The organism is Bacillus sp. YC2, from assembly GCF_019891195.1.
Lineage (GTDB): Bacteria > Bacillota > Bacilli > Bacillales > Bacillaceae > Bacillus.
The window spans coordinates 147,905-162,865 of the sequence record NZ_JAHXDO010000001.1 but is presented as its reverse complement, the minus strand read 5'-3'; the positions used below and the strand labels follow the sequence as shown (position 1 = coordinate 162,865).

Below are 14,961 nucleotides of genomic sequence, written 5' to 3'. Positions count from 1 at the left end.
TTATGTTAGGATGGAGCTTTAATGAATAAGAGGACGTGACCCATTTTGATAAAAATAAACCTACCTGCTCCTGACGTAACCATTACAGAACGGCAGCAGTCACCGTCGGAAAATGAACCGGCGATTAAAGCGATTTACGGCTTCATTGATTTTCATCAAATTCCGAGAGACAAAGGCGGCATCTTTATGTTTTATAACATTCATGATGAGCTGCTGTTTGTCGGGAAAGCCAGGAAATTAAGACAAAGAATCAAAAAGCATTTTGAAGACAATGTGTCGCCTGTTAAAAATCACAGAGACGAAGTGTATAAAATTGAAGTATGTGTCGTAAATGATCCGATGGAAAGGGATATTTACGAAACGTACGCAATCAATACCCTTCAGTCGAAATACAACATTGAGAAAGTATTTTATAAATAAGCAAAACCGGAGCCTTTTAAGCTCCGGTTTTATTTATGCCTGCAGCGCCAGCCACATCACCGCAATGTGGACGATCAGGAGGCAATAGACGACTAGGAAAAACTGGACATATCGTTTTCTGATAAACATACAAACGATCATCAGCACAGGAAAAACAAGCACGCCGATCGTCTTATTAATCGCAATGTTGGGGCGATTCGTCACGTCGTAATGAATGGCCATATCGGCAGGAAGGAACGGATAGAAAACAATCGACAGAATAAATGCCAGAATCACTGTTCCCCACAACACTTTATCATTCATCAAAAACATATGAACACTCCTTTATTTTTACATATAATAGTATATTAGTCCGAAAAATCTAATTTATCAATATTTTACCTGTTGATTAGTGTATAATCATGTCAAATCCAAATTTCCATATTTAAGGAGGGTTTCGATTGGCTGACATGAATCAAAACAAAGTGTTCTCATTCTTTCTTATTGTTATGGCCGCCTGGATGGTCGTTTTGTTTTTTACCGTCATTGCAGCGCTTCCAAGCTCCGCCATCCAGTTAACCAAACATCAATCAAAAACCATTTCAATGATTTACCCGCAGAGCTGGGGATTTTTCAGTAAGGATCCGAGAGAAGACAGCTTAAATATATATCCTCTCAACCCCGGCGAGGAGCTCAGATGGCCGAATAACTCGCTGAAAAATGTGATCGGCTTGAATCGATACGGACGGACTCAAGGAATAGAACTCGGCCTTATGCTGGAAAAACTGCCCCCCAAAGAGAAATGGAAGGATTACACGGCAGGGCGAGATATTAAGAATACCACATTTTTGAAAGTGGAAAATGAGTCTCCATCCCCAAGACTGAAAGGGAAAATGATCATTACATATGAACGGATTACCCCATGGGCATGGAGTAAACATGCCAAAACCAAACGAACCATTAAAAAATTCATTGGAGTGGATGTCAATTGATGCAGGATGCAAAAAAACAGCTCACCTCATGGATCATTGAGCACCCGCCTTGGACAAATGTGTACGGGCTTGCCAGAAGCTTAATCGCGCTCGGCACTTTATTAACATTGCTGTTCAATCCGGCGTCTGTTTTCTTTAAAACACAAAATCAAGTGCTCGACTTTTCCAATACCTTCAGCCTGTTTTTGCTGTTTCCCGATTTTCAGCACATCGAGATCATTAAGGCCGTTTGTGTTTGTATTTTAGTCCTCGTTGTGATTGGCTGGCGTCCGCGCCTGACGGGTTTTTTCCATTGGTGGATTTCGTACAGCTTTCAAAACTCCGCCGTCACCCTTGACGGAGGAGATCAGATTGCCGCCGTTTTTACGCTGCTGCTGCTTCCGCTGACATTAACCGATCCGAGAAAATGGCACTGGTCCCCGTATGAAGAGTCCTATGCCGAAAGAAGGCTTGAGCCTTATTACCGATCTTTATGCTGGGCGACGCTGACGGTGATCAGAATTCAGGTCGCGATGCTGTATTTTAATTCCGTGGTCGCCAAGCTGATGGAAGAAGAGTGGCAAAACGGAACTGCCGTTTATTATTATCTGAACGATCCGATGCTCGGACTGCCTGATGCGCTCCACGGCCTGTTTGATTTTATGCTGCAATCCAAGCTCGTCATGATACCGACTTGGGGCACGCTCATTGTGCAAACCATTATGTTCTGCGCCCTTTTTGCCCCGAAAAAGTATTGGCGCCTGGTTTTATTTATGTCAATCTTTATGCACGAAATATTTGCTGTCATGCTGGGGCTTACCTCTTTTTCTATCACGGTGTCTGGTATTTTGGTTCTATTTTTGATTCCGGCAGAAAAAACAGTAGCTTTGAACCATTACACTAAGCCATTTTTCAGATACAATTTTCTCAATAAAAGGAAAAGGAGGAAATTATATGGTTAATCAAAAAGGGAACAGAAAGTCAATTGCAGCAATGATCATGGTGTTTGTCTTAATGGTTGCATTAGTAGGCCCGCAAGTATCAGCTAAAACCAATCCATCCGTCAGTTACTCCGGGGAAGAGATTTTTTCCGGCATCTTTTTCGGACAAGGTGAAGTCGCAAAGCTTCTCCCAGAAGTATGGGATTCCAAAGCCGTTCAAAAAATCGATCAGGATGAATTAAAACAAGTCTCTGACCAGGTCATCGCTGATATTAAAAATGCTTCCCCCGCTTATTTTAAAGAATTAAAAACAGCGGTTTACAGCGGTGACTATGAGCAAGTAAACAGCATAATTGAAAAAGGTTCAGCGATTATGGCGAAAGTGCTCAAAGCGGAATTTGACAAAAACAGCTTTGACAAGGGAAAATCAACAGCCATCGGCCAATGCGCGACAGCTGTATGGGTATTTTTAAACGCTGCAGCCGCCATTGAAACAATCGCTTTAGCCGTAGCGGCCATCATTTTGACAGTGGCCAGCGTAGATGAGGACTCTGATTTAGGAAAAGAGCAGCTCATCGCCAATGTCGTTGACAGAATTAACGCGCAGCATTAAAGCTCACGGGAGAAACGCTAAGGAAACGCGCCTTAGCGTTTTTCTAATTCCAACGCTTGTTTTAAATACGCTTCTGAATCAAATCCGAGTGCCTCGTCCGCTTCTTTTTTGATTTCAAGCTGATATTGCACATACTTGTCATATTTCGGGCTCAGTTTCTGGAGGAGGTTGCTGAAAGGCGACCCTTCCTTCATCGCCGGTAAATCAGAAGCTGATTCCCCGAGCCTGATAAGGCTTTCTCTGTATTCGTCATCTGTCTGCACTCTCTTCACAAGCTGGATAAGGGTGTTTTTATGGGTTTCCCAAGTTGCGGGATCTTTCTGCAATATCAATTCAATAAATTGGTCGTGCTGGGCTTTGTATTGCTGAAGCTGTGCCGAATCCTCCTGTCCGAGCAGCTGCATCATCGGGTGTGCCGCCGGGACTTCTTCCATATCATCCAATACTTTGACCAGTTCTGCCCAATTCTCTTTTTTCTCATCTGTATCAATGGCAAAGTCAAAGAATGGTTCAAACACCGCCGCGATAAATTCTCCGAACTCTCCCGGGAACAGCTTTTTCAGCTGAAGGCCCATATACTTCGGTTCATCGATTTTCACTTCTCCGATATCATGTAAAATCGAATCGACATTTTCTGAATCCTTCACGCGTTTGATCAGCATCTCCGTTAATTTCCGTTCCTGCTCCAGCTCTTCAATTTGCAGGCTGAGCTTTTGATGCTGCTGCTGTAAAATATCATGTAAGCTGCTGCCCTCTAATAAGAATGCTTTAATGTCGCTGACAGACAGCGCCAGCATTCTGAGGGCGGCAATCATTTTCAGTGTATTGACCTCCTGATCCGAGTATTCCCGGTAGCCGTTGTCAGGGTTTTTGCTGACCGTAATCAGCCCTTCCTGTTCATAATATTTGATGGCTTTTTTCGTGAGGCCCGTCTGACGGGCTGCTTCTTTTATATTCATTTTGCATCACTCCCTGCTCCCATTCTAAACGTGTCTCTAAGGGTCAGGTCAAGAGAGTGCGGGAAATTAAACCGAGCCTGTTTTTCTTTATCATATTTTAGAAATTTCAGAAAATAATATTGACAACACTCCCGTTATGAGATTAATATAACGTTATATAATGTTATATAACGTTATATAATAAAATACTGAGGAGTGAAGGATTTGAGTCAAACTGCCGCAAAAGTGAATCAAGAGGTTCAGGCTTTCTTGCAAGATTTGAAAGAAAAAACGATTGATCATGTCTTTTTTGTCGCATGCGGAGGTTCTTCAGCTATTATGCACCCGAGCAAGTACGTGTTTGACAGAGAGGCGAAAGCAATCAGTTCTGATCTCTACAGCTCGAATGAATTTATTCAGCGCAATCCCGTGCAGCTCGGAGAAAACTCTCTCGTTATTTTGTGCTCGCATTCAGGCAACACGCCGGAAACGGTAAAAGCCGCCGGGTTTGCGAGAAAAAAAGGCGCGCTGACAATAGCGATGACCTTTGAGCCTGACTCCCCGTTAGCCAAAGAAGCTCAATATGTCGCCGTATACGATTGGGGCGAAGAAGCATTGGCGATAAACACAAACTACGGCGTCCTTTACCAAATTGTCTTCGGCGCTTTAAACGTACTGGAAAACCATGCGGCGTTTGAGCAGGCGATCGACGGGCTTGATAAGCTGCAGGCCGTTTATGATAAAGCGCTTGAACAGGAAGCGGAAAACGCGAAAGCATTTGCGAAAGCCCACGAAAAAGAAGACATCATTTATACAATGGCAAGCGGTGCAAACTACGGCGTCGCTTACTCCTACAGCATCTGCATTCTTATGGAAATGCAATGGATTCACTCCCACGCCATTCATGCCGGAGAATATTTTCATGGGCCGTTCGAAATCATTGATGAATCCGTTCCGTTTATTATTCTGCTCGGCTTAGATGAAACAAGGCCGCTTGAAGAGCGGGCGCTTTCCTTCTCTAAAAAATACGGAAAAAAACTGACTGTGCTTGATGCAGAAACGTATAATTTTTCCGGAATTGATGAATCGGTAAAAGGTTATCTTGCTCCCCTCGTGTTAAACAGGGTGCTGAGAAGCTATGCGGATGCTTTGGCCGATGCAAGAAATCATCCATTAAGCCAGAGACGATATATGTGGAAAGTCGAATATTAAAATCGCGGATTATTCTTCATCAGACTATAATGTTATATAACATTATAGTCTGATGACAAAGGAGGAAAAGCATCTGAAAAAGCTCATTTGCCTGTTTATTCTGATATCCGTATTTCTGCTTTCCGTCACCGGCTGTTCAAGCCAAAGCAGTTCCTCAGACGGGAAAGTGACCCTGAAGTTTTTCCACAGGTGGCCGAAAGAGCCGGAAAAAAGCTATTTTGAAGAGGCGGTTAAGGAATTTGAAGCCGCTCATCCGGACATTCACATCCAAACTGAAGCGGTATTAAATGATTCCTATAAAGATAAAGTCAAAGTCATGCTGGGGACAACGAGCCCTCCTGATATTTTCTTTTCATGGAGCGACCGATTTGCAGATAAATTCATCAAAGGAAATAAAGCCCTCGATCTTTCTTCCTTTTATCAACAAGATAAGGATTGGTCTTCACAGCTTGTCCAGTCACAAATCAAACCCTTTACGTATAACGGCAAAGAGTACGGCGTTCCTTGGCAAATGGACGCAAAATCATTTTTTTATAATAAAGACATTTTTAAGAAACTGAACCTGAAGCCGCCGGCGAAGTGGAATGAGCTTATCACCGTGTCTGAAAAGCTGAAGGAAAACGGGTATATCCCGATCAGCTTCGGCACAAAAGCGCCGTGGACCATTTCCCATTATATCGGGACACTGAACCAGCGCATGGTGGATGAAAAAACGAGAGAAAAAGATTATAACCCGAAAACGGGATCATTTACAGATGAAGGCTACGTCAAAGCGCTTGAAAAGCTTGAGGAGCTTATGCCTTACTTTACAAAGCATGTGAACTCCGTGGATCACGAATATGTGCGGCAGCAATTTACGAGCGGAAAAGCGGCGATGATTTATGCAGAGACGGCAGAGATTAAGCTCGTTGACCCGGTGAACCTGGGACTGTTTCCGTTCCCGAAAATCAGCGGGGAAAAGGGATCACCTCGCGCATTAACCGGATCGCCAGAAGGGTTTATGATTTCTTCGAATACGAAGCACCCGAAGGAAGCGATGGAATTTCTCCAGTTTTTAACCTCGAAAAAAATGGGTGAGAAGCTGATCAAGGATGTCGGCAAATACAGTGCGGTTCAGGGAACGGCGACAGAAAAGAATTCGACTCCGATCCAGCGTGAAGCCGTACAGGACATCACAAGCGCCGAATCAATGGTGCCGTGGTTTGATATGGATGTTGATGTTGAAATCGCGGATGTGTATGCCGCAAGCGTCCAGCAGATGCTTGGGGGAACGATGACACCGCAGCAGGTGATGAAGGCGGTGCAAAAAGCAGCGCAGCAAGTCAAAGCGTCTGCTGAATAGAAAAGGCTCTTTTGTAAAAGGAGATGAATGTCCTTGGTCAACCAAAATCGATTCATTCCGTATTTGTTTCTTGCGCCGGCTCTGATTTTTTTACTTTTCGTTTACGTTCCGATTTTTGAAAATGTGTTTCTCAGTTTGTTTGAATGGAGCTCATTTAATCCTGAAAAAACATTTATCGGATTTAAAAACTATATCGAGCTGTTTCATGATCCTGTGTTTTTCAAAGCGCTCGGCAACAATGTGCTGTATGCGGTGATTTCGCTTATCTGCCAAGTGTGCGGAGGATTAATATTGGCGGCTGTGCTGGAAGACAGATTGGTGAGAAAGTGGTCGCCGTTTTTCCGCACGGTATTTTTTCTCCCCGTCGTCATTTCCATGACCGTCATTGCTTTGCTGTTTGATTTTATTTATAACCCGGAGATCGGGCTTTTGAATCAGCTGTTGGAGGCCGTCGGACTTGATGAGCTGACGCGGGCCTGGCTCGGCGATGAAAGCACCGCCATGCTGTCTGTCATTTTTGTTTCTCAATGGCAGTCCGTCGGTTATATCGCTATGTTGTATATTGTATCCATTCAAAAGATACCGGATGAATTGTACGAATCGGCGCAGCTGGACGGTGCAGGCAAGGTGCAGCAGTTTTTTTACATTACAGTGCCGCAGACGAAAGAAATGTCGTTTGTTGCGGTGGTGATGACGCTGACCGGGGCATTTACCGTATTTAACGAGCCGTACATTTTGACAGGCGGCGGGCCGGGTAACGCTTCTGAAGTGCTGAGCACGTTTTTATATAAGAGCGCCTTTACAAAAGATATGATGGGATACGCTTCTGCGATCGCGACCGTGGTGCTTTTGCTTACGCTTGCCTTGTCGCTCATACAAATGAAGTTTTTTAAAACCGGAAAGGAGGAGTAGCCGATGCTTCCTGAAAAGACGGATTCATACAGAATGGAACCGGATCTGAATCACACGCCGGCCGTGAAAACAGCTGGAAAGCGGAGAAAATGGTTTATCGGTGAAACGTCTGTATGGCTGTTTCTCTTTATCTATTTGATTGCCGTCGCTTATCCGCTTTTGTGGATGGTCATCAGCGCCTTTAAAAGCTCGGATGAAATTTTTGAGCACAGCTGGTCGCTTCCTTCTGTTTGGCATTTTGAAAACTTCGTGTCCGCTTGGAATCAGGGAATTTCCGCTTATTTTATGAACAGTGTCATTGTGACCGTGCTGACGTGCCTGATTACCGTATTTGTCAGCGCTTGGGCGGCATACGGGCTGTCACGTTTTCAATTTAAAGGAAAAGGATTTCTGCTTATCATCTGCCTTGGCGGATTGATGCTGACGCCGCAAGTCAGCCTTGTGCCGCTTTATTCCATTATTCAATCGCTGGGGCTGTACAATACGTACTGGGCTTTGATTCTCCCGTACGCCGCTTATCGGATTCCGTTTACGATCATATTGATCCGCTCGTATTTTCTGTCAATTTCTAAGGAGCTGGAAGAGGCGGCGTATCTTGATGGCTGTACTAGTTTCGGTGTATTTTTCAGAATATTCTTACCGATGAGCGTGCCGATTTTGGTTACGTCCGGTATTCTGACGGCTTACCATACGTGGAACGAGTTTATGTTTGCGATCATCTTTATAGATGACGAAAATCTGCGGACGATACCGGCCGGGCTGATGCAGTTCAGGGATGCATTGCAGACTGACTGGGGCGTGCTGCTTGCAGGGTTAACCATTTCGGCCGCTCCGATTATCGTGCTGTTTTTATTTATGCAGAAATATTTTATCCGCGGCATCGCCGCCGGAAGCGTAAAAGGATAAGGAGGATGAAAATGAAACTGATTGCGGCGGGAGACAATGTAGTAGATTATTATCAGGATCAAGAGACGTTTTATCCGGGCGGGAATGCTTTAAATGTGGCGGTGCTTGCAAGACGGTTGGGCCATGACGCTTCTTATATCGGCATCCTCGGCAGTGATGAAGCGGCAGCTCATCTATTAAACGTGCTGAAGCTTGAGAAGGTGAACACCGATTATATACGCCAGGCATACGGTGAAAACGGAATGGCGGTCGTAACACTTGATGAGCGGGGCGACAGAATATTTGTCGGGTCGAATAAAGGAGGGGTGCAATCGCGTCTGACACTCGCTTTTCAGGAAAACGATGTAACATTTATCAGAGAGCATGATGTGCTGCATACGAGCGTATACAGCAGGATTGAACGCGATCTTCCGAATTTATGCGGCATTGTGCCGATTTCCTTTGATTTTTCAACAAAACGAGAGGATTCGTATTTACAAACGGTCTGTCCGTACGTGACGTATGCGTTTTTTTCCGGCAGTGATCTGAGTGAGTCCGAATGCGTGAAGCTTGCCGAAAAAGCACATGGCTTCGGTGTGAAAATCGTGTGTTTGACAAGAGGCGAACATGGGGCTGTGTTATCGGATGGGACCCGCATCTATCATCAGCCGATTGTAAGGGCTGATATAATAGATACATTGGGGGCGGGAGACTCTTTTATCGCCGGATTTCTTACCGCCTTTTTTGAGCATCAGGATATTCGGCATGCGCTTTTAGGGGCCGCACAGACGGCTGCGAAAACGTGCGGGGTATTCGGGGCGTTCGGGTACGGTCATCCATACAAGCCTGACGGCGGCAAAAGCAGTGAAAAAACGAGAATACTATAAGCAGTGTCTCGTTTTTTATGCCTTTACGTGTAAGGGCTGTTAATGGTAAATGTGACGCGGTCAGTATGCATTAAAAACAGCGAGCTGTAAATGGGCTGGTCTTTTGACATAAAAGCGGTTTTGTCAATTTCAAAAAGCGCATCCCCGATATCACAAGCCAAATACCGGCTTTCTTCCTGTTTGGCATACACGACATTTAACAGCTTCGTATTATGGGTGGGAACGACTTGATAGTGCTGTTTCAAAATATCATGCATGGATACGCCGTCACTGATGAACGTGCCGATATCGGGAAACAAATGAAGCGGGTAGTGGGCGATTTCGAATGAGAGCGGCTGGTCGTCGTGAAATAAAATGCGTTTTAATTCAAGGACGGGACTCTCAGGAGCGACGTTGAGCTTTTGAGCGATCGGTTTGGGCGCTTCGATGATTTCGTGGGAAAGGACCTGATGTTTCGGTTTTTTTCCTGTCGATTCCATAAATTCGGAGTAGCCGTTAACCGCGATCAGCTCCCGTTTCAGTTTAGGGCTTTTCACGAATGTTCCTTTTCCCTGCTGCCGAATGAGCCAGCCTTCTTCAACCAGGTCGAGGATGGCCTTTCTGACGGTTATCCGGCTGACATTGTACGTTTCGCAAAGCTCGTTTTCAGAAGGCAGTTTGACGGACGGTGAATAAATGCCCTTTTTAATGTCATCCGCAATAATTTGTTTCAGCTGAATATATAAAGGTTTTGAACTCCCGTTATTTAACAATAGGGCGGGCCTCCTTATCTCATGTATTATGTATATTATATGTATTATGACGTTATAATACAAATTTGCTTTTATATTATGAATCTGGCAGAACCCCCGATCAATTTAAAAATAACAGAAAGCTGAGGCGGTTTCCAGTATTGGAGGAGGTTTCTCATGGCATCATTAACATTTAATCATGTCAAAAAAACATATGGCTCTCAGTCATTGACAGTCAAAGATTTTCATTTAGATGTAAAGGATCAGGAGCTTTTGGTTCTTGTCGGTCCGTCAGGCTGCGGCAAATCTACGACACTCAGAATGATCGCCGGGCTTGAGAGTATTTCAGAGGGCCATCTTTATATCGGCGGTGATGTGGTGAATCATCTGCCGCCGAAGGATCGCGACATTGCCATGGTTTTTCAGAATTACGCGCTGTACCCGCATATGACGGTATTTGATAATATGGCGTTCGGGCTCAAGCTTAAAAAAATGCCGAAAAAAGAGATCACAGAGCGTGTCCGGGCTGCCGCCGATATTTTGGAAATCGGGCATTTGCTGAAGCGGAAGCCGAAGGCCCTATCAGGCGGGCAGCGGCAGAGGGTCGCGCTCGGACGGTCGATCGTGCGTGAGCCGAGGGTTTTTTTAATGGACGAGCCTCTTTCCAACCTAGACGCGAAGTTGCGCGTGACGATGCGTGCCGAAATCAGCAAGCTCCATCAGCGGCTGAAGGCGACCATCATTTATGTGACGCATGATCAAACAGAAGCGATGACGATGGGGGACAGAATTGTCGTGATGAATGAAGGGGACATTCAGCAGGCGGCAAGCCCTCATGATATTTATCACTATCCGGCGAATATGTTTGTGGCAGGGTTTATCGGCTCGCCGGCGATGAATTTTATGAAGGGCGTGATTGAGGAAAAGCAGGGAGAGCTGTTTTTTGCCAACCCGTCTGTTCGTTTGCTTATTCCGAGAGAAAAAGCTGTCATGCTCAAGCAAAAAGGATATAGAGGTCAGCAGATGATGCTTGGGCTGCGCCCGGAGCATATGGCGCTCGCGAATTTTAACAAGCCGCTTGGCTCAGTGTGCCGGGCCGTTGCGGAAGTATGTGAAAACTTAGGCGCGGAAATGCATGTTCACGCAGCTGCGGGAGAGGAACGGCTGACCGTCCGCCTTGACGGAGGCACGCAAGTCAGAACAGGCGACGCCATTCAGCTTGACGTCAATATGGAACGGGCCATCTTTTTTGATGCCGATACCGAGGAAGCCGTCTATTAATAAAGGGAGCCTGACTGCCGGGGCTCCCTTTACACGTTTCATATGTTCGGCCGGAAAATAGAGCCGGCTCTCTTCCGTCTTTACTGCCAAATCTCATCTGCCCATTCCGGGTGGTCAATAAATGGGTTGCGATTGTGCTGATAGTCTTCATAAATGATGTCGTTTCGCCGTTTTTCGGTGCTGTCGACGGGGTCTTGTTTATTCCATTTGAGCAAAACGGACAGTTTCCCCATGTACGGAGCGGAGCCGTTTCCCGTTTTCTCATTCAGTTCAAGGTCTGGATATCCGTCGTCTCCTTCATAGCGCACCGCCATGTAAAAAAGCATGCGTGCGACGTCTCCCTTAACCTCATTCCGCGGCTCCCACGAATCGCCGTCATAGTAATTGCCCGGCGCTTTAGGGTATTCCGTGCCGCCATTATCAAAATCCATGTTGCCTCTGGCGCTGTTCACCTGGACATCCGCCGGACGCAAGTGATGAATATCAGTCCCGGGGCCTGCCGCGGTTCCGAAGTTTCCGTGAGACTTTGCCCACACGTGTTCGCGGTTCCAGTCGCCGACACTGCCTCCGTTTTTACTTTTTGCCCGTGATTCCTGTGTATAGAGCAAGATGACATTGTTCGGGTTTGCCGGGTCTTCGTCAGTTTCCTTTAATGCATTCCACACTTGGCTGTAAGACAGCTTCGTATGACCGCTGATGATGCGGTGCAGGGAGCTTTTTAAGGCTGTCCCGCTTTTTCCCGAAGCTTCTTTGTAATACGTGTCCGTATCCGCCGAAGGAGCGATGGGAGCCGGGGCGGATTGCGGTAAAACTTGTGTGCCTCCGGCAGTTGAAACCGCCAATCGGCTGTACAGGTTCATTTCGGTTGGCGCGCCTGCAGAGGCAGACGGCGCAACCCATCCGGAAATCAATAACAAACAGACGAGCGGCAGCAGCCATTGTTTTTTTGTCATTACTTGCCCTCCTTTCCCTCTATTATCCAAAAAATAAAGCTCAAATTCTATCTTTTTCGAAAAATGGTTCCTTTGGATCGGTGCCCATCAGTCTTTCGGCTTATGATGCGGCAGGGCTGCATTTAGATAGGGTATCTAAAAAACAAAAGATTTTTTAGATGAAATGATAATGAACTCTGTATGCGCTCCTTCTATAATGAAGGTCACCGTGACAGTTCTGCCAGAAAGAAAGGGAGGGAGCATATGGAACATCAGCAGCTTTCGGCCAATAACGGAATTACCGATTACATACAATGGCTGTCTCAATTCGGCGCATCCGCTGAAGGCGGCGTGACGAGGCTTTTATACACAAAGGAATGGATGGACGCCCAGCTTGCCGTGAAAAAGAAAATGGCGTCATTAGGGCTTGAAACGAGATTTGATGATGTCGGAAATGTGTTTGGCCGGCTGAGCGGTACAGAGTCACCCGGCGAGCTGATTTTGACAGGGTCGCATATTGATACTGTTATTAACGGCGGAAAATATGACGGAGCATATGGCGTGCTTGCCGCCATGCTTGCGATCACCCATCTTCGAAAGACATACGGACGTCCGAAAAAAACGCTGGAAGCTGTTTCGCTTTGTGAGGAGGAAGGGAGCCGTTTTCCCATGACCTATTGGGGATCAGGAAATATAACCGGTGCTTTCTCACTTTCAGATGCAAAAAAGCCAAGTGATGGCTCAGGTGTTTCCTTAAAAGAAGCAATGCTTCAATACGGTTTCGGGTCAGGCCGCTACACCTCACCTTTCCGGACGGATATAAAAGCCTTTCTTGAAATTCATATTGAACAGGGACAAACGCTTGAAAGATCGGGAAAGGACATCGGCGTTGTCACTGAAATCGCCGGGCAGAGGCGCTATAATGTAACGCTTTACGGAGAATGCAACCATGCGGGCACTACTTCGATGAAGTGGCGGAAGGACCCGCTTGCAGCGGGAAGCAGCATGATCCATGAACTTGTCATCTTGGCGGAAAAACAGCCGGAAGAACTTCGTCTGACTTGCGGAAAAATGACGGTTGAGCCGAATGTGCCGAACGTCATCCCGGGCCGGATTCAATTTTCCGTTGATATCCGCCACCAGGCAGAGGCCGTGCTGAGCGACTTTCATCAAAAACTGGCATCTCTTATTGAAAGAATCAGTCACGAAAAAGGCGTCCGGCCCGTCATTGACGAATATATGAGAATAGAGCCGGTACCGATGGATCAAACGCTGACACGAGCGGCTGTCGAAGCGGCAGCTGAACAGGGCGCAAGCTGTGAGGAAATCATAAGCGGGGCGGGGCATGATGCTCAGATGATCGGCAGGACATTTCCGGCCTGCATGCTGTTTGTGCCGAGCCGGGGCGGAGTCAGCCATTCGGCGCTTGAATTTACCTCCGCACATCAGCTGGATATCGGCGTCCGTACGTTAGCGAATTTATTATATAAGCTTGCTTATTAATATAAAGGAGGAATCAGCGTGACAGTCAGAAGAGAATTGTGCCTTCCGCAAAGAACGATTATGACGCCGGGGCCGGTGGAGGCGGATCCGAGAGTGCTGAGGGCGATGGGAACCCCAATCATCGGCCAGTTTGACCCGGCTTTTACCGGTATCATGAATGAGACGATGCAAATGCTCCGTGAATTGTTTCAAACGGAAAACCGCTGGGCCTATCCGATTGACGGCACATCAAGGGCGGGAATTGAAGCCGTCCTGGCGAGTGTAATAGAACCGGGCGACAGCGTGCTCATTCCGATATACGGCCGCTTCGGCTATCTGCTGACCGAAATCGCAGAGCGGTACGGGGCAGACGTTCACACGATGGAATGTGAGTGGGGAACGGTATTTCGCCCTAAAGACATTATCAGCGAGATGAAAAAGGTTCATCCGAAAATTGTTGCTATGGTGCACGGAGAAACGTCAACGGGACGCATCCATCCTTTAAAAGAAATCGGGGAAGCGTGCCGCGCTCAAAATGCCCTCTTTATCGTTGATGCCGTAGCTACGATCGGAGGCTGTGCCGTCAAAACTGATGAGTGGAAAATCGATGCGGTTATCGGCGGAACGCAAAAATGTTTATCAGTCCCTTCAGGGATGGCGCCGATTACATATAACGACCGAACGGCGAAGGTGATTGCGGCTCGTAAAAAGGTGGAGCGCGGCATCGCGACGGCGGCTGACAGCATGCGATTTTCCGATCATCGTCCGATTACGAGCAATTATTTTGATTTAAGCCAGCTGGAAGACTATTGGAGTGAAAGAAGGCTGAATCACCATACAGAAGCGACCACTATGCTGTATGCGCTGCGAGAAGGTGTGCGCGTTGTTCTCGAAGAAGGGCTTGATAACCGTTTCCGCAGGCATCGCCGTCATGAAGAAGCGCTTGCGGCGGGGCTGGAAGCGATGGGGCTCGTTTTATTCGGTGATCCGGGGTGCAAACTTCCGGTTGTCACATGTGTACAGGTCCCGCAAGAAGCCGATGGAGAATCTGTCAGACGTATGCTGCTGTCGCAATTCGGAATTGAAATCGCCAGCTCGTTCGGACCGCTCGCGGGAAAAATATGGCGGATCGGAACGATGGGCTACAGCTGCAGAAAGGAAAATGTGCTGTTTGTGCTGGCCGGACTCGAAGCTGTTCTCATCAGGCATGATGTTCCCGTCAGAGCGGGCAAAGCGCTGCAGGCGGCGCTTGATGCATATGACATGTCAACTGAAACAGCGGGAGCTGAATAGCTTGCACCATTTAGCTGTCATGATGACAGGGTCTTAGCAGGAAATCATCTGGACTTTATTCCCTTTTCCCCGTTATACTGTAAGAGATAAAAAATGACAATTCTGGAATGATCGCCTGTTTTGTCTGGGGAGAAGGTAGTGA

General features: G+C 46.7%; 16 protein-coding genes. 12 read left to right on the top strand and 4 right to left on the bottom strand.

Annotated features, from left to right (window positions below):
* The first annotated feature begins 45 nt into the window (after positions 1-45).
* Entirely contained in the window at positions 46-420 is a 375-nt protein-coding gene (locus tag KY305_RS00800) for a nucleotide excision repair endonuclease (RefSeq protein ID WP_214803266.1), read from the top strand.
* Positions 421-453: 33 nt separating this feature from the next.
* Here KY305_RS00800 and KY305_RS00795 read toward each other — a convergent pair whose 3' ends face one another.
* Entirely contained in the window at positions 454-732 is a 279-nt protein-coding gene (locus tag KY305_RS00795) for a DUF1648 domain-containing protein (RefSeq protein WP_223060937.1), read from the bottom strand.
* Positions 733-908: 176 nt separating this feature from the next.
* Between KY305_RS00795 and KY305_RS00790 the strand changes: the two genes are divergently transcribed.
* The 3 genes from KY305_RS00790 to KY305_RS00780 are packed head-to-tail and all read left to right on the top strand — an operon-like array spanning position 909 to position 2,924.
* Positions 909-1,391 (top strand): SdpA family antimicrobial peptide system protein, encoded by a 483-nt coding sequence (locus KY305_RS00790; RefSeq protein WP_223061600.1) that lies wholly within the window; start codon positions 909-911, stop codon positions 1,389-1,391.
* On the top strand, positions 1,388-2,332 hold the full coding sequence (locus tag KY305_RS00785; protein WP_223060936.1) for a sporulation-delaying protein SdpB family protein: 945 nt from the start codon (positions 1,388-1,390) through the stop codon (positions 2,330-2,332). Before KY305_RS00790 ends, KY305_RS00785 begins: the two co-directional genes overlap by 4 nt.
* Positions 2,325-2,924 carry a sporulation delaying protein family toxin gene (locus KY305_RS00780; RefSeq protein WP_223060935.1) on the top strand — a complete coding sequence of 200 codons (600 nt, stop codon included), beginning with the start codon at positions 2,325-2,327 and terminating at the stop codon, positions 2,922-2,924. Before KY305_RS00785 ends, KY305_RS00780 begins: the two co-directional genes overlap by 8 nt.
* 32 nt (positions 2,925-2,956) lie before the next feature.
* On the opposite strand, the gene KY305_RS00775 is transcribed toward KY305_RS00780, so the two are convergent.
* Positions 2,957-3,883, bottom strand: coding sequence for a MerR family transcriptional regulator (locus KY305_RS00775; RefSeq protein WP_223060934.1), 927 nt, complete (start codon positions 3,881-3,883; stop codon positions 2,957-2,959).
* A 204-nt stretch (positions 3,884-4,087) separates the two neighbouring features.
* Between KY305_RS00775 and KY305_RS00770 the strand changes: the two genes are divergently transcribed.
* Genes KY305_RS00770 through KY305_RS00750 form a run of 5 tightly spaced genes read left to right on the top strand, consistent with a single transcriptional unit; the run spans position 4,088 to position 9,100 of the window.
* Entirely contained in the window at positions 4,088-5,074 is a 987-nt protein-coding gene (locus tag KY305_RS00770) for an SIS domain-containing protein (protein WP_223060933.1), read from the top strand.
* Positions 5,075-5,126: 52 nt separating this feature from the next.
* Entirely contained in the window at positions 5,127-6,416 is a 1,290-nt protein-coding gene (locus tag KY305_RS00765) for an ABC transporter substrate-binding protein (protein ID WP_396021498.1), read from the top strand.
* Positions 6,417-6,449: 33 nt separating this feature from the next.
* Positions 6,450-7,328, top strand: coding sequence for a carbohydrate ABC transporter permease (locus KY305_RS00760; protein ID WP_223060932.1), 879 nt, complete (start codon positions 6,450-6,452; stop codon positions 7,326-7,328).
* 3 nt (positions 7,329-7,331) lie between these two features.
* Complete coding sequence (locus KY305_RS00755) at positions 7,332-8,234, top strand: carbohydrate ABC transporter permease (protein ID WP_223060931.1); 903 nt, start codon at positions 7,332-7,334, stop codon at positions 8,232-8,234.
* Positions 8,235-8,245: 11 nt separating this feature from the next.
* A complete protein-coding gene (locus tag KY305_RS00750) occupies positions 8,246-9,100 on the top strand; it encodes a fructoselysine 6-kinase (RefSeq protein ID WP_223060930.1) in 855 nt (284 codons plus the stop codon).
* A gap of 23 nt (positions 9,101-9,123) precedes the next feature.
* Here KY305_RS00750 and frlR read toward each other — a convergent pair whose 3' ends face one another.
* Positions 9,124-9,852 carry a transcriptional regulator FrlR gene (frlR, locus tag KY305_RS00745; protein ID WP_214803277.1) on the bottom strand — a complete coding sequence of 243 codons (729 nt, stop codon included), beginning with the start codon at positions 9,850-9,852 and terminating at the stop codon, positions 9,124-9,126.
* Positions 9,853-10,008: 156 nt separating this feature from the next.
* Here frlR and KY305_RS00740 point away from each other — a divergent pair, with 156 nt between their 5' ends.
* Positions 10,009-11,112 carry an ABC transporter ATP-binding protein gene (locus tag KY305_RS00740; protein ID WP_223060929.1) on the top strand — a complete coding sequence of 368 codons (1,104 nt, stop codon included), beginning with the start codon at positions 10,009-10,011 and terminating at the stop codon, positions 11,110-11,112.
* An 80-nt stretch (positions 11,113-11,192) separates the two neighbouring features.
* On the opposite strand, the gene KY305_RS00735 is transcribed toward KY305_RS00740, so the two are convergent.
* The gene (locus tag KY305_RS00735) at positions 11,193-12,065 is read right to left on the bottom strand and encodes an endonuclease I family protein (protein WP_223060928.1); all 873 of its coding nucleotides are present in this window, start codon (positions 12,063-12,065) and stop codon (positions 11,193-11,195) included.
* A gap of 243 nt (positions 12,066-12,308) precedes the next feature.
* Between KY305_RS00735 and allC the strand changes: the two genes are divergently transcribed.
* Both allC and KY305_RS00725 read left to right on the top strand, forming a co-directional pair.
* Entirely contained in the window at positions 12,309-13,547 is a 1,239-nt protein-coding gene (gene allC / locus KY305_RS00730) for an allantoate deiminase (RefSeq protein WP_223060927.1), read from the top strand.
* Between the two features lie 18 nt (positions 13,548-13,565).
* Positions 13,566-14,819, top strand: a complete 1,254-nt coding sequence (locus KY305_RS00725) for a pyridoxal-phosphate-dependent aminotransferase family protein (RefSeq protein ID WP_223060926.1) — start codon at positions 13,566-13,568, stop codon at positions 14,817-14,819.
* Positions 14,820-14,961: the final 142 nt, after the last annotated feature.